23 protein-coding genes are annotated in these 19901 nt (G+C 37.3%); 14 read left to right on the top strand and 9 right to left on the bottom strand.

Going from position 1 to position 19901, the window contains the following annotated elements; all coding sequences use genetic code 11:
* The first annotated feature begins 6 nt into the window (after positions 1–6).
* The 3 genes from J7E67_RS04570 (at position 7) to J7E67_RS04560 (ending at position 1250) form a co-directional block, all read left to right on the top strand.
* Positions 7–396 carry a YybH family protein gene (locus tag J7E67_RS04570; protein WP_168246077.1) on the top strand — a complete coding sequence of 130 codons (390 nt, stop codon included), beginning with the start codon at positions 7–9 and terminating at the stop codon, positions 394–396.
* Between the two features lie 197 nt (positions 397–593).
* Positions 594–920 carry an antibiotic biosynthesis monooxygenase family protein gene (locus J7E67_RS04565; protein ID WP_214716795.1) on the top strand — a complete coding sequence of 109 codons (327 nt, stop codon included), beginning with the start codon at positions 594–596 and terminating at the stop codon, positions 918–920.
* Positions 921–1034: 114 nt separating this feature from the next.
* Positions 1035–1250, top strand: coding sequence for a hypothetical protein (locus J7E67_RS04560; RefSeq protein ID WP_214716794.1), 216 nt, complete (start codon positions 1035–1037; stop codon positions 1248–1250).
* A 251-nt stretch (positions 1251–1501) separates the two neighbouring features.
* Here the strand turns inward: J7E67_RS04560 and J7E67_RS04555 are convergent, their stop codons facing one another.
* Positions 1502–1720, bottom strand: coding sequence for a hypothetical protein (locus J7E67_RS04555; RefSeq protein WP_214716793.1), 219 nt, complete (start codon positions 1718–1720; stop codon positions 1502–1504).
* Between the two features lie 237 nt (positions 1721–1957).
* Between J7E67_RS04555 and J7E67_RS31765 the strand changes: the two genes are divergently transcribed.
* Positions 1958–2779 (top strand): GNAT family N-acetyltransferase, encoded by an 822-nt coding sequence (locus J7E67_RS31765; RefSeq protein WP_214716792.1) that lies wholly within the window; start codon positions 1958–1960, stop codon positions 2777–2779.
* A gap of 46 nt (positions 2780–2825) precedes the next feature.
* On the opposite strand, the gene J7E67_RS04545 is transcribed toward J7E67_RS31765, so the two are convergent.
* The gene (locus J7E67_RS04545) at positions 2826–3047 is read right to left on the bottom strand and encodes a hypothetical protein (RefSeq protein WP_088087032.1); all 222 of its coding nucleotides are present in this window, start codon (positions 3045–3047) and stop codon (positions 2826–2828) included.
* A 138-nt stretch (positions 3048–3185) separates the two neighbouring features.
* The gene (locus tag J7E67_RS04540) at positions 3186–3503 is read right to left on the bottom strand and encodes a hypothetical protein (RefSeq protein ID WP_088087033.1); all 318 of its coding nucleotides are present in this window, start codon (positions 3501–3503) and stop codon (positions 3186–3188) included.
* A 238-nt stretch (positions 3504–3741) separates the two neighbouring features.
* On the opposite strand from J7E67_RS04540, the gene J7E67_RS04535 reads away from it, so the two are divergent.
* On the top strand, positions 3742–4335 hold the full coding sequence (locus J7E67_RS04535; RefSeq protein ID WP_214716791.1) for a DeoR family transcriptional regulator: 594 nt from the start codon (positions 3742–3744) through the stop codon (positions 4333–4335).
* A 58-nt stretch (positions 4336–4393) separates the two neighbouring features.
* Entirely contained in the window at positions 4394–5047 is a 654-nt protein-coding gene (locus tag J7E67_RS04530; RefSeq protein WP_214716974.1) for a YcnI family copper-binding membrane protein, read from the top strand.
* 136 nt (positions 5048–5183) lie between these two features.
* On the opposite strand, the gene J7E67_RS04525 is transcribed toward J7E67_RS04530, so the two are convergent.
* Complete coding sequence (locus tag J7E67_RS04525; RefSeq protein ID WP_214716790.1) at positions 5184–5921, bottom strand: metallophosphoesterase family protein; 738 nt, start codon at positions 5919–5921, stop codon at positions 5184–5186.
* A gap of 72 nt (positions 5922–5993) precedes the next feature.
* Positions 5994–7091: an AbrB family transcriptional regulator gene (locus J7E67_RS04520; RefSeq protein WP_214716789.1), complete on the bottom strand. Its 1098-nt coding sequence runs from the start codon at positions 7089–7091 to the stop codon at positions 5994–5996.
* A gap of 213 nt (positions 7092–7304) precedes the next feature.
* Here J7E67_RS04520 and J7E67_RS04515 point away from each other — a divergent pair, with 213 nt between their 5' ends.
* On the top strand, positions 7305–7817 hold the full coding sequence (locus J7E67_RS04515) for a hypothetical protein (RefSeq protein ID WP_214716788.1): 513 nt from the start codon (positions 7305–7307) through the stop codon (positions 7815–7817).
* Between the two features lie 61 nt (positions 7818–7878).
* Here the strand turns inward: J7E67_RS04515 and J7E67_RS04510 are convergent, their stop codons facing one another.
* Positions 7879–9141 (bottom strand): MFS transporter, encoded by a 1263-nt coding sequence (locus tag J7E67_RS04510; protein WP_214716787.1) that lies wholly within the window; start codon positions 9139–9141, stop codon positions 7879–7881.
* Positions 9142–9377: 236 nt separating this feature from the next.
* Between J7E67_RS04510 and J7E67_RS04505 the strand changes: the two genes are divergently transcribed.
* From J7E67_RS04505 to J7E67_RS04490, 4 genes are all read left to right on the top strand, one after another.
* Positions 9378–10184, top strand: a complete 807-nt coding sequence (locus tag J7E67_RS04505; protein WP_214731101.1) for an HAD family hydrolase — start codon at positions 9378–9380, stop codon at positions 10182–10184.
* Positions 10185–10327: 143 nt separating this feature from the next.
* Positions 10328–10891: a DUF2062 domain-containing protein gene (locus J7E67_RS04500; protein WP_168243346.1), complete on the top strand. Its 564-nt coding sequence runs from the start codon at positions 10328–10330 to the stop codon at positions 10889–10891.
* Between the two features lie 128 nt (positions 10892–11019).
* On the top strand, positions 11020–11838 hold the full coding sequence (locus J7E67_RS04495; RefSeq protein WP_251026573.1) for a histidinol-phosphatase: 819 nt from the start codon (positions 11020–11022) through the stop codon (positions 11836–11838).
* Between the two features lie 65 nt (positions 11839–11903).
* A complete protein-coding gene (locus tag J7E67_RS04490; protein WP_214716784.1) occupies positions 11904–12083 on the top strand; it encodes a hypothetical protein in 180 nt (59 codons plus the stop codon).
* Between the two features lie 122 nt (positions 12084–12205).
* Here J7E67_RS04490 and J7E67_RS04485 read toward each other — a convergent pair whose 3' ends face one another.
* Complete coding sequence (locus J7E67_RS04485; RefSeq protein WP_214716783.1) at positions 12206–13027, bottom strand: SGNH/GDSL hydrolase family protein; 822 nt, start codon at positions 13025–13027, stop codon at positions 12206–12208.
* A 193-nt stretch (positions 13028–13220) separates the two neighbouring features.
* Here J7E67_RS04485 and J7E67_RS04480 point away from each other — a divergent pair, with 193 nt between their 5' ends.
* Both J7E67_RS04480 and J7E67_RS04475 read left to right on the top strand, forming a co-directional pair.
* Entirely contained in the window at positions 13221–14102 is an 882-nt protein-coding gene (locus J7E67_RS04480) for a tetratricopeptide repeat protein (protein WP_214731099.1), read from the top strand.
* Positions 14103–14316: 214 nt separating this feature from the next.
* Positions 14317–15690 carry a M20/M25/M40 family metallo-hydrolase gene (locus J7E67_RS04475; protein WP_214716781.1) on the top strand — a complete coding sequence of 458 codons (1374 nt, stop codon included), beginning with the start codon at positions 14317–14319 and terminating at the stop codon, positions 15688–15690.
* 116 nt (positions 15691–15806) lie between these two features.
* Here the strand turns inward: J7E67_RS04475 and J7E67_RS32040 are convergent, their stop codons facing one another.
* A complete protein-coding gene (locus J7E67_RS32040) occupies positions 15807–16493 on the bottom strand; it encodes a YhcN/YlaJ family sporulation lipoprotein (RefSeq protein WP_214716780.1) in 687 nt (228 codons plus the stop codon).
* A 103-nt stretch (positions 16494–16596) separates the two neighbouring features.
* Complete coding sequence (locus tag J7E67_RS04465; protein WP_214731097.1) at positions 16597–17505, bottom strand: MBL fold metallo-hydrolase; 909 nt, start codon at positions 17503–17505, stop codon at positions 16597–16599.
* Between the two features lie 249 nt (positions 17506–17754).
* Between J7E67_RS04465 and J7E67_RS04460 the strand changes: the two genes are divergently transcribed.
* Complete coding sequence (locus tag J7E67_RS04460; RefSeq protein WP_214716778.1) at positions 17755–19305, top strand: amino acid permease; 1551 nt, start codon at positions 17755–17757, stop codon at positions 19303–19305.
* Positions 19306–19901: the final 596 nt, after the last annotated feature.

The raw sequence follows: 19901 nt of genomic DNA, 5'->3' as shown, positions 1-19901 counted from the left end.
TATATGATGGAACACGAATTAAAAGAGGTCATCAAAAAGTGTGATATGGCCATTAAACAGGAAGATTTTGATACGCTGATGAATTACTATACCGATGATGCCATTCTTGTTGTAAAGCCTGGAATGATTGCACGCGGAAAAGAGGAAATCAAAAAAGCATTTATTGCGATTGCAAATTATTTCAATAACAGTGTTGTACCAACACAGGGGGAAATGATTATTCTAGAAGCTGGAGACACAGCATTAGTCATTTCCCAAACACTACTCGCTGCCGATAAAAAGGATTCAGAATATTCTATGGATAGAAAGGCGACCTATGTATTTAAGAAAAATTTACAAGGTGATTGGCTTTGTGCAATCGATAACTCATATGGGACCGAATTGATCAATAATTAGACATCCGAGGACAAATAAAAAGAGTTGGTTACCTCTCATACTTGGGTAATCAACTCCTTTCTTATTCAAATCTAGCACACTTGTGCCGATATGGTCGACCGATCTTCTACGTTATTTTCAATGATTGCGTAGGCTGCATTTAATTGAAAAAAAGTATTAAAATTATTATTAGATTAAACTTTTTGGGGGAATGAAATATGAGTGGAATTGCAAAAACGCCTGAACCACCGTACTACGCAGTGATTTTTGCTTCACAGAGAACTAAAGGTGACAGTGGTTATGGAAAAATGGCAGATAAAATGGTAGAGTTAGCTTCTCAGCAAAAAGGATTCTTAGGTGTGGAAAGTGCAAGGGATGAAGGGTTAGGAATTACAGTTTCATATTGGGATTCTTTAGAATCTATAAAGAACTGGAAGGAAAATTCTGCTCATAGAATAGCACAGGATAAAGGGAAAAAAGAATGGTACAAGAATTTTTCTCTTAGAGTATGCCGTGTAGAGAGACATAACTTTTTTGAAATGTGACTTTTGGCTGATTTTTGTATTAATTACCTTGATAAAATGGTGCTTTTCAGTGTAAAAAAAAGAGGTGAATAATTCACCTCCATCTTGATTGTTTAAAATATCAGTCCTGTCTATGTGGATACATTTGATGCCATTGCTGCCAGGTACCATGAGGATGATGGTGATGCCACTGCTGCCAAGGTACCCAAGGATGTTGTTGTTGCCACTGATGATGAGTGCCATGAGGATAGTGGTGATGCCACTGCTGCCAAGGCATATAAGGGTGTTGTTGGTGCCATTGTTGCCAACTACCGTGTGGATTGTGCTGATGCCACTGTTCCCAAGGCATAAATGAGGAATGTGATTGACCATGTCCATGAGTCATTAAATTCACCTTCTTTGCAATAAATTAATTCTTTATAGCTTATGCATAGTATATTTTGATGGACATATTTCCACTAAATTTAGGCTAATTCACCAATAATTCGCACTGTCAGAAGATAAAAAAATCAGCTGTGAATATATTTCAAGGTTGTGAAAACAAAATAAAAAGAACGCACATATTAGAGATGAAAATCTAACATGTTCGTTCTTATTCTTGTTTACCGCTTTTTCTTTTTTGAATTATCTACAACAAGTTTATTTTTATTAACAACCTCTATAGAAACCAGAACATGAATATTGAGATCATCAATATTCTTAACACTTTCAACTTTTGCCTTTCGACCTTTAATTTTTAACTCTTCACCTTCGGTTGGAACACGATTAAGCAGCTGAGTTAATAAAACGTTATTTTTTTCAATAAAATGAACAGCAAACATTTTGGTCTCACCTATTTCTTATGATATATGATACATAAAAAATGCTCATATAAAATATATGAGTTAAATTTAGACCAAATTACTAATACAAAAAAAAATTGAAAAATGCTGTTTACCTCAATTTTAGCTGGGGGTAATAATCGTAACTTTTCAAAATAAAAAAACTGTGTAGAATTAATATTGGGTATGTTTATTGAAAAATGAAAGATACATAAATGCGTTCGGGGGCCGACATCGGTGATTTTAAATAATGAAGAATTAGCAAGGAAAATAGAGGATATAAAAATTCAAGGGACCATGGAATACATTATTAATCGAAAGAAATTGTCACCAACTTATAATGGAGATTATTTGTCTTTAGATGGAAAGGGCACTGTGTTTCATATGGATAATTATTGTTTTGGTGTAGGCTTTGGCTTAAATGGAGATGTTTTAACCAGTGATATCGAGAGGGTAGAAAACATCATTCGGAAAAAAGATAATTGTTCAAATATACATTTAGAGTTAACTCCCTTTTCTGATCAACCATTACTAAAAATACTCCAAGAATCAGGATACACTCTAGAACAATTTCTAGCTGTTTGGGTACTCAAATTAGAGGAGTGGAATCCAAACAAAGGAAACCTAAGAAATGACGAGGTTTCAATAGTAAAAGTGGGTGCTGAAGAATCATATGAATGGGCACGAACCGTTGCCCTTGGTTTTTCAAGCGACCAGAACACAACGGAGGATTCAATCGAATCCGTAAGAGGTTTTTTAAATTTATCTCATTCAGCTGCTTTTTTATTAAAAGAAAAGGAAGAAAGTGTGGCAGGGGGATTCGTAGCAATATCTGACCAGCTCGGTGAAATGTTCTTAACTAGTACGATTCAAACACACAGAGGAAGAGGCTATCAAAATGTACTAATTGAAGAAAGAATTAAGTATGCAAAGTCTAAAGGATGTACTCATTTGACTGTGACGACAAAACCGAATAACACATCCGCTAGGAATATGGAAAGAAACGGTTTTAAATTAGCTTATAATAAGGTAATTATGAAGAGCCCGCTATTTAAGTAATCTCAAATAGAGAGGCAAAAGATTCCTTCCAAGGCTAACAGCTAGTTTATTTGACTAATATCCTTTCATTAATTATTCGTACAAAACGAACTAAATAGGAATTTATAATATAATTCCCTTGATCATTTTTCACGATAAAGTATTTGTTACGCTCCATCATTTCCACTACTTCTTGTTCAACATCTTCTTTATTAACATCTAATTCTTTTATCATTTTTTCGGTTATTATCTCATGATCAAACGTATAGCAAACTGTAAATTCCTTCAATCTAATTTTCCTTTCTGTAATTAATTGTGGTTATGAATAGAAAATCACTTCATTTTTTGCAACAATACTTCTGTAAAAAAGAAATCTACCCCTCGAATGAAGTGGGCAGAAGCCACACAAGGGGGTATCTTGTAATATCTATTTCTTCTCCACTTTGACTAACCCTTTTCCTAAATTATTCTTATCAAAATAGCATATGACCACATCATGAACGCGTATCTTATCACCCGAAAGGATGTTCTTTGAAGAAAAGATGATATCTGTTCCGTCATCACTTTTTCCGTAGTATTGCTTCCCTTTAATTTTACTAATCTTGTATTCTACCGTGGTGTACTCAGAGGAACCATTGTTTTTAGTTATAGTATTGTTAACAGGAGCAGAAGTATGATCTTTTACTAATACTAATGCTATTAAAATTGATGAGAGCACCAAAAGGATGATCACTCTTTTAATCATTGTTCTCTACCTCCTTCTATGTATTTTAAGAGAAATGATAGGAATGTAAATCCTCCTATCTTCCTTATGTCTTTATACCTATTTCTTAATTCAACCACCTGTTAAGTTTTGTGAGAAAATGTGATTTCGTTGATAAAATTTCACAAGTTATTCACATTTATACCTTGTTAGTATCTTAAAGGTATTCTAATCTTAATATATAAAAGCAATTTCAACAAATCTTGAAGGAGGTGCACAATTGTTACCTATTGAACGTCGACAGCAACTATTAACTTGGTTAAATAATGAAGGAACCCTATCTATTACAGAAATTAGCAATCGTTTACAAGTTTCTGAAATGACCGTTTATCTAGATATAAAGCCATTAATAGAGGACAAAAAGGTCATTAAAACTTCAGGTGGAATCTGCATAACACAAGAAACTAACACTTCTTCAAGCGCATGTACATATTGCTTGAAGGAATCAAATAATCGCCACCCAGTTCAAATTATAACCCACGAGTTAAGGGTAGAGCACCTTTGCTGTCCTCATTGTGGCTTATTACGATATAAGGACATAGAAAAAGATGTTTCTCAAATCATTTGTCGCGATTTCCTTCAGGATACGACCATTAGTGCAAAAATGGCGTATTTCTTACTTGACGCAGATTTTAATTTGAATTGCTGCCAGCCACAAGTATTAGCTTTTGATTCATTAAAACATGCCGATCAATTTCAAAAAGGTTTTGGTGGAATTGTTCTCCGATTCGGAGAAGCCATCTTAGAAATACAAAAAAGAATGAATGGTCAAAGTGGATGTGGATGCAATAAAAAAGAGGGATTATTGGAATGAAAGTAAGAAGGAAGCTTTTACTTTTGCAGTAATTAATCAACATAGAGGAGCAAAAATGATGAAACGTACATTGAAAAAGATTTCTAAAGTGTTTTTACCAACAGTATTAGGTTTATTATTATTCTCAAGTGTGGCAAGTGCCCATGTGACAGTAGCACCGAAAACGTCGACAACAGGTGCATGGGAAACATATACAGTTAAAGTTCCAGTTGAAAAGGATATAGCCACAACTAAATTCACATTAAAAGCACCAGCTGGAGTTGAAATTAAGTCTTATCAGCCAGTCCCTGGATGGAAATATTCCAATGAAAAAGATGCGAAAGGTATTGTAAAATCATTTACTTTCGAAGCAACAGGTGACGGAATTTTACCTGGTCAATTCCAGCAATTTACGTTTGTTGGAAAAAACCCTGAAACAGCAACTAAAGCAACTTGGGATGCTTTTCAATATTATAAAGATGGCAGCATAGTAGAATGGACAGGGGACGAAGGAGCAGATAGTCCTCATTCCATAACTGACATTGTTGCAGGCGCATCAACGGATGACCACAACGACAATGCTAAAATGGAAGAAACGAAAAAAGAAGAAACAAAAACAGTTGAAGCTAAAAAAACAGACTCTGATAACACTAATTCACTTCCGACCATCTTATCGGTTGTTGCAGCCTTGTTATCATTAGTGGCTCTTGTATTTGCCATTCGTAAAAAGTAATACCTATTAAAAAAATGACGATAAGCTTGGAATGATCCAAGTTCATCGTCATTTTTTATGGAAATTTTAATCGAGGGCTATTATTTTACGAATAAAAAAGTCTGCCCGGGGTTTACCTTAGATGCGGTAAACAGAATTACATAAATTTCAAATGTTGATCGCCATAAAATATTTTTAAAATATAATCCGCATCAGGTACATTCAATCTGTTAAAACCGATCAGAAATTCTTTATTGTCATACGGCACTTCCCTAAAAGCAACAGAAATATCACCCTGTTCACCAATCGTCACAACAGCGTATGTGGCCAATGGCTTATTATTACAGCCCAAAGAGCTTGGGTTGAGATAGAGTCGCTCCATGGATTTAAAGTGATGGATCACGTGATGATGGCCAAAACAAACAATATCCGCATTAGATGTCTGGTAAAAGGCGTCAAGTTTCTCCTCGGTTGGCTCTTTATCCACGGAGATAAATTTATTTAGTTCATTCAAATGGTAGTGAACAAAAAACAATCTTTTACCATTGTAAATCGATTCTAACGTGACAGGAATCTCGGTTAAAAACGGAATAAACTTATGTTCTAGATGGGCTGCAATCCATTGATGATGTACCTTTTCACTACCCCTGCTATAAGGCTCTCTCCCTGCAATAATATCCAAAATAGCTTCATCGTGGTTTCCCATAACAAACGAAATATCAGAACGTGAACTTAGGAGCTCAAGAACCTCATTTGTTTCATACCCAATCCCGATCAAATCTCCCAAACAATAGATATGCTCAATCTTTTCGTCCTTGTCAATCTCATTCAAAACTGCCATTAATGCCGAATAATTACCATGAATATCCGTTATGATTGCTATTTTCTTCTCCATTTTCTAATCTCCGTTTTTCCGATAGTTTACACATCTGCAAGTAATAAAATACAAATATTTGGGCCATAGGACCTAAGGGGTCTTTGCTGTATTCCTCATCCCGACTTTAAAAATCCATCTTAGAAGCGGTGGAACGGCAAAGTAAATAAAAAAGAGTCGAAAAAGTTGATAGCCGGTCACCATCGATAAATCGGCATGGACCTCATGAGCGAGAATTCCCATTTGATCCATTCCTCCAGGAGCCAAAGCTAAAAAACTGGTTGAATGGTTGATAGGGTAGTAAGCAACGAGTAATAAACTTAGCCCGATGGAGACCAAAATCATTACCATCCCACTAAGGAGCGCAAGTGTAATAATTTTTGTTTTGTGCTCCAGTTTTTCAGGCTTTAATAGCAAACCAATGTACCCGCCAATCATAAATTGAGATACATCAAGAATCGAAGCTGGTAACGCTGGACCATGCAAGCCAGATAAATGGATGACTGCTGTTCCTAAAATTGGACCTAACAAATAGGGAGTAGGAAATTTGAATTTCCGAGCAAGAAATGCACAAACCACACAAATAACAACAAACCAAATGATGGTTGGAAAAAGTGGGATAGGGGAGACTGTACCACTATTAAACAAGTCCGAAGTTGTGTTTGTCGTATTTTTAAAAAGCGGACCTAATATTAGAAAAGGAACAAAGAAAATAATCATAATCAATCTAGCTACCTGAAGAAAGGTCACCGTAGTAATATTAATTCCTTTTAATTCTTCGGCGAAAATAATCATTTGTGATAGCCCGCCCGGAATACTTCCAATCAACACGGTTGGATAATCTACACCAGTTAACTTAGAAACAACAAAAGCAATTCCAGCACAAAAACAAACAAGTAATACTGTCATCAGCAACATGGAAGGCAGTTTAGCCATTATTTCCAAAAGTGCTTCTTTTGTGAACGAGAGGCCAACCGAATATCCGACAATCACTAAACCTATGTCGCGAATGGTACTAGGCCAGTAAAACTGAACCTTTCTAAACCTTGAGCCAATTAAAACAGCTGCCATAGGTCCAAGCAGCCATGGAATAGGTGTATGTAGTGCAACGAACGTAAATCCTCCTATTAAAGCGATTAACAATGAGACACAAAATCGAATCCTTTTGTCGTCATTTGCAAATTTGATCAAGCAGAACCCTTCTATCTCTATAAATTAATTGAATATTAACAACCTTGAAGCAAGGAAACACGATATTTATGTAATTCCGCGCATAAACTATTTTATCATGGTGTGGAAATTTAATCTAAACTGGTGCATTTGAGTGAAGTAATTTTGGGAAGAATTACACATAATAATCGGGAAAGTTTACATGGAAAATATAGCTGAAAAGGAGAGTAATATATGAAAGCACCATTTATTTTAGGACTGGGTATTACCTTCTTCTTATTAGTCCCACTTGGCATGTATACAAATATCTTCCCATTCTGCGCGATTGGCTTAACTGGCGCAGGTTTATCATTCATATTAATTAGTTTAAAAGTGAAAAATGTCTGGAAGGGATTCACAAGGGTGCAAGAATTACCTTATATCGGCTCATCGGTCATGTGGATCTATCGCTTAGGGATTCTGGGACTTGGAGCTCTAGCCTTGTTCAGCGCTTCTGCGTTTTGGGCAGATTCACCGGCTTACATAAAAAAGAATTACACAATATTAGAAGGGATTCCTTCAAAAATTGTTTATGAGAAACCTTCCAAGGGTGAAATCCAAGGAACTATTACTGTAATAATCCATAACAAACGTTTAAATATATCTCCAAATCCACAATATCCAATCGAAAAAAATGTGGAAGGACGCCGTTTCCTGATTAACTACCTGCCAAACACCGAGTGGGTCATGGATTACAAAATCGAATAATAACAGAAAAAAACTAGGAAGCCCATTATGAGTTCCCTAGTTTTTTGTTTAATTAAGAAAATTAATTTACCTGACTTTGCAAAACTTCTTGTCGTTTCTCCACGATAATCAATCCACCCAATAACCCTAGTAAAGAGAAAATGACAGGAATAATAAAACCATATTGGTATCCTATACTACTTGCAGATGCGTGGAAATGGTCTAACACTTTCCCAAAAATACTTGGCAAAAGAACAGCACTTAAAAAACCGCCCATATTGGCAAAGCCAGAAACAACCCCGACTTCTTTAATATCGAAGGATTTTCTAACAATCGCAAAGGTTAAAGCACTCGCTCCATTTCCGTATCCTATAAGAAAGAAAATAATCGTAAGCATTAAGACTGGCGGCTTTCCATTCATGAAAAGGAATGACGCCCAGCATAAAAACACAATGCAGTGAACAATAACATACGGACGTTTAATCGAGTCTAAGCGGCTGGAAATCCAGCTAGTTAATGGAGCACCAATAATTGCCCCGAAAAGACCTACCATAATCAGTTGACTCGCATCTGAACGAGACAATCCATATACATGCATCCCATAGGGGACAGCCCACGAACCAATAAATCCTACATACGTTCCAACAGTACCAAAGTGACAGAAGAACGTGGCCCATGCTTGGCGGGTGGAAAAAATACGACGTAACAAAATCAGCGTTTTTTCACGAGGCTTTTTTTGTTTTTTAGGTATGGTATCGTTCCATTCAAAAGTCTTTGGTTTTTTTACTAGGACATAGTAGAGAAGTACTCCACAGAGAACTACCATAATTCCAGATGTAAAAAAGGGGGCGCGCCAACCGGATAGTGTAATCCATGCTGAAAAGGGGACGGTCGCTAGCAAAAAGCCAAAACTCCCTGCCATTCCAGCTATGCCCAGTAATCCAACAAACTCCCGCACTTTAAACCATTGACTTAGGATCAACACTAAATTAACCCAAATAGCTGAATCACCCGTACCTACCAATAATCTAGCAAAAAGAAGCACTATTTCATTCGTGGCTAGACTATAAATTAATGTACCTATTCCAGTAAGAAGCGCCCCAATCACTAGAAAAAAGTTGGGGCCAAATCGATCAGACAAGATCCCAATAGGAATTTGCAGACCAGCATAGGCAAAAAATTGAATACTTGTCAGTAATCCAATCGTAGAAGCTGTAATGTTGAAATCTTTCATCAATTGATCGGAAATTAACCCTGGAGCTGTTCGTTGACTAACAATTAATAAATACGTTAATAAAATTGATACAAAAACGACCCATCTATACTTGCTATTTTGTTTTTCCAATGTTCTCTTCTCCTGTTTGCTATAATTTCCTTATTATACTATATAAATCTTAATTAGGGTCTATCGAGACACTGGCTTTTGTTAGTGTCACTATTATATTGAAAAGTTTATTTCCGTTTTTACATTGTCCGCTAATACTAATGCACTAACTTTTGATGGGAAAGGCTCATTTTATCATGAAAATGATTTTAACCCATATACTTAGGTTACACCACTATTTAAGGGGGGATTGGTTCATGAATCAACAAACCTTAATATTGGATTTAGATGACACCTTGATTCATTGTAATAAATACTTTGTAGAATCTAGAAACAGATTTGCAAATGTGATGAAGAAATGGTTTAAATCCGTTCCGAAGCAGGAAATTCTCCAAAAACAATCTGAAATTGATATAAAAACTGTTGAAATTAATGGCTTGCATTCTTCCTTATATACGCAATCCCTTGTGGCAACCTATCGGTATTTTTGCGAAAAAACGGGGAGAAAAATGAAAGCGTCTGAACTAAATCAAGTAGAAAAAATTGGCCAAAGTGTTTTTCAAAGAAAGGTGAAACCTTTTCCTTATATGTATGAAATCTTGGATACCTTACAAGCAGAGGGGCATCAATTATATTTATTTACTGGAGGAGATGAAGAGAATCAAAAAAGAAAAATTACCCAATTGCGCTTAACGGATTACTTTGAAGAAAGAATCTTTATCTTTGAACATAAAACTACAGAAGCATTGCAACAGGTTTTAAACAAAATAAACGCAGATAAAAAGAATACTTGGCTGATTGGAAATTCACTCAAAACAGACATCAAGCCGGCGATTGAGCTTGGTCTAAATGCTATTCATATCCCAGCGGAGATAGAGTGGAGCTATAATATCGTGGATATAGAAATTGAACCAAGCGGTACGTATGCCGAATTAAAATCACTTGTTCAATTACCAGAATATATTAGAGAACAAGCATATTCTCGTGGAAAAACTAGGAGGGATTCTGTCAAAGAAATCCGGTCTCAAGAATGGGTTCATTTAAAAAAAGAGGTTCAAGCGTAAGTCAGTGAAGTCCCATTTAATGCAGAGCTGGTTCCAAGATGGAATCAGCTCTATTTTTATTTAATTAGTTGATTTCTTAGAATAGTAGTTATGGCTCATATAGAGTATAATAAACTTATCAATTGTAGTAAGGAGATACCATCATGAGCATAAAACCAAAAAAGTATAATTTTTTGCAGCGATTTGGACGTGCTTTTAAGTTTAATATTACTAAACTTCTACGGTCTCCTGGTGGAGCTAGAAAAGTATCCTTAGGATTTGCGCTGGGCCTTGGTTTGGAAATGTTGGTTCTCTCAACAGGTTCGCTTATTTATATATTATTTGTACCGATCGTCCGTTTAGCGAAAGGTTCATTACCTGCATCCATTATTGGTAATGTCATCGGGAAACTAACCCTTCTTCCAGTTATTCTGTTACCTTTTGCAAAAAAAATCGGGAAATTGATTTTTCCTATGAAGGTAAATTTAGGCCACAAGTCATCATTTTCTTTTCAAAAGTTAATTCACGGTGATCTTCATAGTCTAATAAGTATCCTTCATGGAGGCTTCCATACTTTAATAGGTATGACCATTTTTGGGATGATCCTAAGCTTTAGTTCTTACTTTATTGTTTATCATTTTTATGAAAAAGAAAAAACGAAAAGGCTTAAAAGAAGGCGCAATAAACGAGAGACACCTCTCAATTCAATCAAGCAGAATTATGTTTAATTGTTTCGAAATAGAAAACGCCTCCACTTAACATCTGAACTAGTGGAAGGTGTTTTCTTTTTTTTACTTTGATTAATCTTTTCTGATATATGTACATATTAATAGGTGAGGTGATTAACGTGGACAAGTTGAATTCAAATCCCAAATTTGATTTACATACGCATCATGATCGTTGTGGCCATGCACGCGGAAAGATTCGTGATTATATTGATGCCGCGATCGAGCGAGGGCTAAGTGTAATCGGGATTGCCGATCATTCCCCTTACTTTAGTAGTGACGAAGATCATCTCCGTCCCCATATCGCGATGGCAAAAAGTATGTTTCCAGAATACGTCAACGAAGTACTGCAGCTGAAACAAGCTTATAGCGATAAAATCGAGGTGCTTCTTGGAGTGGAATCCGATTTCTTCCCTGAGTCAGTGGAGATTTATCGTTCCTGTTTTGAGCCGTACCCTTTTGATTACATCATTGGTTCGGTTCACCATGTGGACGGGGTGAGTATTTTTAATAAAAAGCGCTGGAATGGGCTAACAGAACAAGAAAAAATCAGAACGAAAGAAAATTATTATTCGCTTATTGAGCAATCGGCTCGAAGTGGGATGTTTCAAATCCTCGGCCATATTGATGCCATGAAAGGATTCTATCCTGCCTTTTCATCCATCCAGACAGCTGCAGTTGAAAATACCATTAAGGTGATTGGAGAAAATGATATCGCGATTGAAATCAACACATCCGGAAAAACAAAAGACGTTGGCGGCTGGTATCCGTCGGATGATATTTTAGAGCTGGCACTTCAATATGGTGTGAAGGTAACGTTTGGATCGGATGCCCATGATCCACATCGAGTAGGGGACGAGTTTGATCAAGTTCAACGGCGCCTTAAGGAAATCGGCTTCAAGGAATGGGTTTATTTTAAAAATAAAGAGAGAGTCACAGTCAGAATTTAGGAAATCCATGCTCCGCATATTTATTCTTGAATTACAAACACTACCAGTAAAAAGGCGGTGTAATCATGGATAAAGAGAAAAAAAATGTACCACAAGAGTTTCAAAATAATGTAAATGATCATAAAAATAGCAAAACAAATCTTACAGCTAACTTAGAGGATAATGATATTCAGCCAGACAGCGCCATTATCACTGGTGGCGGAGATCCCAATCTTTCACCTGATGCGGGAAGACCTCTAATATAATCTCAGGGGATTAATTTTTCTGGTCAAAAAAGCACCTTCTCACATTCATTTTGCGAAAAATGAATCGTGGAAGGTGTTTTTTGGGGTTTTAAGAAGTTAAGGAAATAATTCTTCCTTCGGTTCTATACGGAACTTTTTCTGTATTGATGTTTAAATTGATAAATCATTTGCTCCGAAATGGCTGTATAACCGGCCAAATTTGGATGGACGCCATCAGGGGAAAGATTTTGCAGGTGGTCCCCGTTAATGACCTTTGTTGTTTCAATGACAATCGACCCAGGGACTTTATGAGCAACCTCATATATATTAACATTCCATTTTGGCAGCATTTTATCTGCCAGAGGGTACAGTTGGTCATCTGGTGATAATGGATTATACAATTCTAAGAATACAATTGTAACCTTGGGATTTAGCTTGGTAATTCTCGATGTAATATCAGACAAATTTTTCGAGAAGGTGGTTTGCAATTGGTCATAGCTTTGAATGACGGTACGAAAATTTTGCCCGTTTGCCATTCGAAGAATATCATTGCCGCCCACATTAATTGTGACAATGTCGGATTGCTTGATCGATTCATCAAATCGACCCTCTTGAACCAGGTCATTTAATTCACTACTGGTGATCCCATTGATTCCTTGATTTTGAAATTCAATTTGTTTTGCGGTTTGTTCTGCCAATTTGCTAGAAAATAGACTGCCAAAATTTTCATTCTTTCCTGCACCGACTCCACGTATAATAGAATCACCAATCGCCAAATGGTGAATCTGAGAAGTTTTAGCATTTCGATAATAATTGAGATAAGAGATTTGGTCAGAACTCTTATTAACCACCGCAACCGCGTGTTTTTTCATTTGGTGGATTTGGTACTGAGGATAATAAAACCACGCAGAAATACCAAGGCCAATGAGCAATACAAAAACTATTAGATATTTTACTATTTTCATACCAACCACTCCTTGAATATTCTATTATAACAAGAATAACAAGTGAAAATAAGTAGGAGTTGATTTCCAGTTAAAGTAAGGTAAATAGAGATACAATTGAAAAATTGGGTTGAACCTAGAGGGTTAATGAAACGAGTATCGAAATAAGTAAAGACAAGTTGACACCGCCATTCTGAGCCGAGGGGGTTTGAAAATGAGTTTAAGACATAAAACACTGGAAGAACTAGAGGATTTGGAGGCAGAACTGTCTGCCCGTGAAGCAGAACGAGGTTCTAACAATTACACAATGAAGATTAATTTATATGAGGAAATGTATCGCAAACTTCAGCACCTTGTCCGACAGAAAAATGATGATTATACTAGTTCGTTAGAATACGTTAAACGAAAGCTGATATACTGCCTAATCAATTATGGCACGTATTTGAAAACCGAATATCAAAAAGATGATCGATTGGCGGCAAAATGCTTAGAGGAAGCTATGAAATATGACCATACAAATCCTATCTCACCATACCGCCTTGGTTTTTTATCGTATAAGAATCAAGCATATTCAAAGGCGACTCAATATTTCCAAAAGGCGATCGAAAATCAGAAGTATTATCAAAACAATCAATATAAACTAAATAGCCAACAACAGGTTAATGCTTATTTGTATTTGACGAATAGTGCACTCCATATCGCCAAATCCACTTATGAAGAAATGAAACAACTGCCTGCTTCGAACGATTTAGAAATTCCAAATCACGGGTTCTCTCCTCTCTTTAAAAGGCTGCTAGAAAATGATCAGTACCTCCAATCACATGCTTTTTATAAAATTAGTCAGACAGAAAAAACTACCTGTTCAAAAGAGGAATGTGAGGATCTAATTAAATCTAAACCATTTGAAACGATTATTTTATATTTTAGTGACCGAAATATTTCTGTATTTTTTGAAGGAGAAGAAACCTCGCTTACTCAAGATCAAGGGAATATGCTGAGTTATTTTCTGTTAAAAAGTGCAGAAGAAGACCCGCGACGAGAAATGCATTCTCAGTCGTTGAGAGGATTGAAACGAATACGTATATCCAAGCTGTAAACAGATTAAGAAATAGGTTAAGGAATGCAGGATTTCCCTCAATTATCCAAACCACAAGATACCAAGAGGAAACCGCCTACTTCTATAATGGTGCGTATCGATTTTACGTCCTATACAGGGTCGATGAAGAAATTGAATATGCTTAAAGTGCGATGACATAGCTGTCATCGCACTTTTCGTATACTTAGACCATCAGAAAAAAGGAGATGGTTACATGAAGAATTGGAATCAATTATTTATTCGTCACGGTTTTATGGTCGAGGAGATTCGTCCCAATGTCTTTGAGAGTCTAAGAGAAACGGAGGAAAACGTTGCATTTTTGATTGAAAGCTTTGAGAAACTTTCGATTTCATTTGTGTTAGAAAAAGGTCTCTTATCGGTTACGAGCCCAGTTATCGCAGAAGAAATCTGGTTGGCTTATGTTGATTTTAAGTATCGAGGACGGGGGGAAGGATTATGGTTTCGTCCTGGGTTGGATCAGCCAAAGGTGAGGGAGCTAGATACGTATATAGCAGGTATGGTCAGGCAATTGAATCGACTTGGCTTTTATACCAACTCTTGCTGTGATGGCCATGAAAAAAGAAGTCCTTCGATAGGTTTTACAAATGAGGTTGATATGGAAAAGGTCATTGAGGTCCTGATAGCAGCGGGTGTTCCTCGGATATTAACTAGAAATCGTGTCATTTCTTTGAATATCTCGAGAAAATTACTTCTTGATATCACAGAAAAGCTTTCTGCTATTCAACAAGATTGGTTAGAGAAAGGTATAGTATTTATTCGAAAACAGTTATTTTTGATTCAACTTGAACAGCTTTTATCGATAGCTGGAGAAAGTGGGAATGAATCGAAGGTGCGCCAATATATCATCGAAAAACTACGTTATCATGTAGATTATATGACCGTTGACAATACCGGAAACCTTCTTGCACAAAAAACTTATGGAAATGGGCATGGACCTACAATCTTACTCAACGCTCACATGGACACAGTTGACCGAATTGAACCGGACAGAACGATTGTTAAAAATGGAGAAATATGGTCGAGTGATCATGGGATTTTAGGTGCAGATGACCGGGCAGGGGTTGCCGTTCTATTAGAGATGGCTCAACGTTTACAATCATCTGGTTTTAATGGTCGAGTCAAATTCATATTCACTGTCGAAGAGGAGATCGGTCTCATTGGTGCAAGAAGCATCGATGAAACCTTCTTGTGGGATGTGGATGCCGCGATCGTCGTAGACCGGCGTGGAACGGGTGACATTGTTACATCTTGCGGCGGCTACCAACGTTTTTGTCATGAGAATTACGGGAATTTCTTTGAGGAAGCAGCAAAACAGATAGGTTTACTTTGCTGGAAAACAACAATCGGTGGTAGCAGTGACACCAGAATCTGGGCAGAACATGGTATCCAGAGTGTTAATCTTTCAGCCGGTTACAGGAATGAACATACGGAATTTGAGACGCTTGATGTGGAGGCGTGCTACAACACAGTTTCATTAATCACTAAAGTATTTAATGAGGCGAGAAATTTACAAAGGACATTTAGGAAAATAGAAATTTTGGAGAACGTTAGGAGTGAAGTCAGGTGAAAAAACAGTTTGTTTTCGTTTATGGAACATTAAGAAAGTTTGAAAGTAATGATCATTTGCTCAGAGATGCAAAGAAAAAAGGGGCTGCCGAAAATTTATTCGGCAGCTGATTCCTCTTATTTAAACATCCTGTTAACAGAATTCGTAAAATCGTTCCACAGGCCATTTCTGTTTGTTCCAGTACGAATATCATTTGAATAGTTTGTCATTTGGCCGAACGTATCTGTTTCGTAAGAAACATATACGTTGTCAATATTTCGATCCGCTGCACGGACCTGATCGATGATTTTCTGATCAAGTTTGGTGTTAGTCCCACGGGTCCCAGTAGTAGTAGTTCCGCGATTATTTCTTATTCCATTGGTAACCGTGTTGTCAAGATTGCCGGTAGTAGCACTCATATTTGTAGAGCCATTGGTTCCTGTTGTGCCGGAGTTATAGCCATTCCCATAAGTAGCATTCATATTTGGCCCCGTCCCAGTTGTGCCTTTATTGGCGCGGGTGCCGTTTTGAATATTATTATTTAAACGAACGGCCACATATGCATCATTATTTCGAATGATTACATGGGCTTGGTCAACTTCTTTCAGGCTTTCTACATTATTAATGGCACGACCTGAAACACGTAAATTTTGGTTCGAAACATTCCTTACGTTTACACCATTGATGGCATTGTTTCTAACATTGTTTACTCCCATATTGCCTGCATTATTGTCATTCAATGCATTTTTATTATTATTTGCGCAACCAGTTAATCCTAATAAGGTAGTTGCTAAAACAAAAGTTACCCAACTTTTTTTCACCACAGAAGTCACTCCCTTAAAAATGGTCTTACAAATATATAGTGACCAATTAAAGTCGAACTATGCGAGTCAAAGAGCAGGTAAATTTATAATTAGAAAACCCCAACTAAAAAACCGTTTCCCCAAGTAGAAGCACCGTTAACTGTTCCTTTCTAAGCTGCTGCTTTTCCCACGCACGGATTAATCGTTCCAAGGCTTCTGGTCCCGTGTCGTCTGCTAACCGATATGTGCCATAATGCATCGGGACGAAGTTTTTTGCCTTTAATTCAATGAATGCTTTCACACTGTCTTCTGGTGATATATGGGCAGGCGCCATGAACCATTCTGGCTCAAAGGCACCAATCGGCATAAACACCGTATCAATGGTAAATCGTTCGGCTATTTGTTTAAAACCACTAAAATAGCCGGTATCGCCTACAAAATAAAGCGTTTCATCTCGTGTTTGAAAAATCCAGCCACCCCAATGAGATGTATTCATATCCTTCAGCGACCTTCTTGTCCAATGCTGAGCGGGGACGAAATGAATAGTTACTCCCTCATGTTCCGCGCTTTCCCACCAATTCATTTCCATTACCTTCTGATAGCCTTTTTTGTTAAAAAGGGACTTCATACCCGCTGGAACAAAGTATTGGGGATTCCCATTTAATTTTTTTAGTGTGGGGAAGTCCAAATGATCGTAATGACCGTGAGAAATTACAACCACATCAATCTCTGGCAGATCTGCTAACGAGAGGCCCGGTTCCGTTAATCTTTTTTCTAGTCCCATCCGCTTGGCCCAAACAGGGTCCGTTATTATATTCATCCCATTTATTTGAATCAAAAAGGTGGAATGTCCAATCCAAGTATAAGAAGTCTGGCTCCTGTTCTCATTTAATTCTCTCACTTTTTTAGAAGGACACTGTTCAATGTTTACGGATAAATCTTTCACTTTCTTCCTTCGTTCACTCTGCCATTTCCTCATGTCCTTAAACGATTTGTAGCTCTTCACATTATCCAAATTAGTATATATCTTCATTAATAATCACCGATTTTCTTTTGAACTTTTTTATAACCAAATCATTGATATTTAAGTAAAGGATACCATGTATCAAAGCATTTTTAAAAAAATTTATGATCAATTAATCAAAGTTGTCTTTCGTATATGGCATAACTGGGAGACCTTGCATGTCCGACGTTTTTCCATGTCAGAATCTTTTTGTAAAGCTGAGTAAATAATAACCGTTAACCTCAGTTTACAAAATAAATGGTAGGGAGAAAAACCTTAATGGAGAAAAAGCGCAAAGGACTGTCCGCATGGCAACTCACAATGATGGCCTTAGGAAGTGTAATTGGCGGGTCCTTTTTTCTAGGTTCATCAATCGCCATTCATGCAGCAGGGCCCTCAATATTAATATCCTATATTTTAGCAGGTGGATTGGTATATTTAATTCTTTACGCTTTGTCAGAAATGACTGTAGCTAATCCTACAACAGGTTCTTTTAGTAATTTTGCATCACGAGAACTTGGGGAAGGGACGGGATTCGTTGTTGGATGGCTGTATTGGACAGGTACAGTTTTATCCATGTCTAGTGAAGCAACAGCTATATCGATACTAATTAGGGAATGGGTTCCAAATGTATCAATAGGCTTGCTAGGAAGCGCGATTATCATAGGTGTTACGCTGCTTAACCTTTTAGGGGCTGATAAGATTGGTAAGCTCGCAAGCGGTCTTTCTGGTGTAAAAATATTTGCGATTATTTTTTTCATCCTTACGGCATTAGTACTAATTTTCGGAGTACTTCCAGGGTCCCCGCCGGTTGGTGCTGGAGAGTTGAGGACAGAGCCAATCATGCCAGGAGGAATAAAGGGGATTGCCGGAAGCATGCTCCTCGTGATTTTTGCCTATGCAGGTTTTGAAATCATTGGATTAGCCGCGACGGAAGCAGAGAATCCGCGAGATACGATTCCAAAAGCCATTCGTTATACAGTGTTTTCTTTGGTCGGATTGTATATCGTCTATGCTGCAGTCCTACTGCCACTCATCCCAACAGCCTCTCTGAATGAAAGTGTAAGTCCGATGGTCTCCTCGCTTAAAAGATGGGGTATCGGTTGGGCTGGGCGGGCCATTAATCTGGTGTTAATTTCGGCCATTCTATCGGCCATGCTGTCATGCATATTTGGTCTTGGACGAATGATCAGGTCGCTCAGAGATGAAGGGCATGCGCCGAAATGGCTTCAGGATGATCAGGACGTACCTTATAGAGGGATATTATTTTCGGGATTTGCGATGCTTGTAGGATTAGGTTTTGGGCTCTTGTTTCCGAGAGTTTACTTGGTTTTAATCACCACGGGCGGCTTCGCTTTAATTTTTACCTATATTGTCATAATGGCCAGTCATATCCGCTTTCGCAAAAGGAATGGCTGTCCCCCAGAAGGAATTTGTCAAATGCGCGGTTATCCGTACACTTCTTGGATTGCGTTAATAAGCATGATCATAGTCCTTATGTGTATGCCGTTTATTCCCGGGCAGGGAGTTGGTTTGGTAGCAGGGATCGTAATGGTTGTCTTATATTCTTTGATTTATTACGTGATGAGATTTAGCACTAGGTCCAAAGTACAAAATACGACAAGAAAAGGAAAACCGATTATGAAAAAACAACCAAGTTTTGTGCCTGAATTTTCTGAGGAACTGAACGGAAATACCAATGAACAAGAGATTCTCTCGCAAAAAAACGATTCGCACAAATCACAGGATTTGCTCAAGGGCAACCCAATCAAAGATAATGACGAAATGTTTGAGGAAGAAGAGAGAGAAAGAGAACACTACGATGGATGATAGATATCATTAGGTGCGATGCTTCTATTTAAGAAGGATCGCTTTTTCTTTTTAATGCTGGGCGATAAAGAGAAGCATTCGCGGTAAATGGAAGAGAGGTTACATTGACCAAGTAACGAAAAAATGAGCATCCGCGGTAAATGAAAGAGGGTTACATTGACCGAGTAAGGAAAAAATGAATAGCCGTGGTAAATGAAAGAGGGTTACATTGACCGAGTAACGAAAAAATAAGTATTCGCGGTAAATGAAAGAGCGTTACATAGAAGGGTAAATTGGATGTGAGTGTGGAGAAACCTTTACATTAGAAACGGTTATTATGAACTGTCCAAAATGTGAAATGACCTATGCAGTAACACCTTGTGGGTCACATGATAAATACAATATTAAACTTGCTGGCATAAAGTACGCATAATATTAGACAATTAAAAATAATGTCATATCCATCATGATTTTTGCCTTTTGAATTAAAAAGAATAGGTTGCTTCTGCAACCTTTTTTTTTGAGCAAACAAGCAGAGAGTTTAATATGAATAAGTGTCCGAAAGAGTACTAAATAGACAAACTAATGCCATGCTGTTATGATCACGCCGAGAGCAA

Source organism: Bacillus sp. ISL-46, from assembly GCF_018613205.1.
Note: the sequence above shows the minus strand (reverse complement) of the source record. Positions and strands in the feature narration are given on the sequence as shown.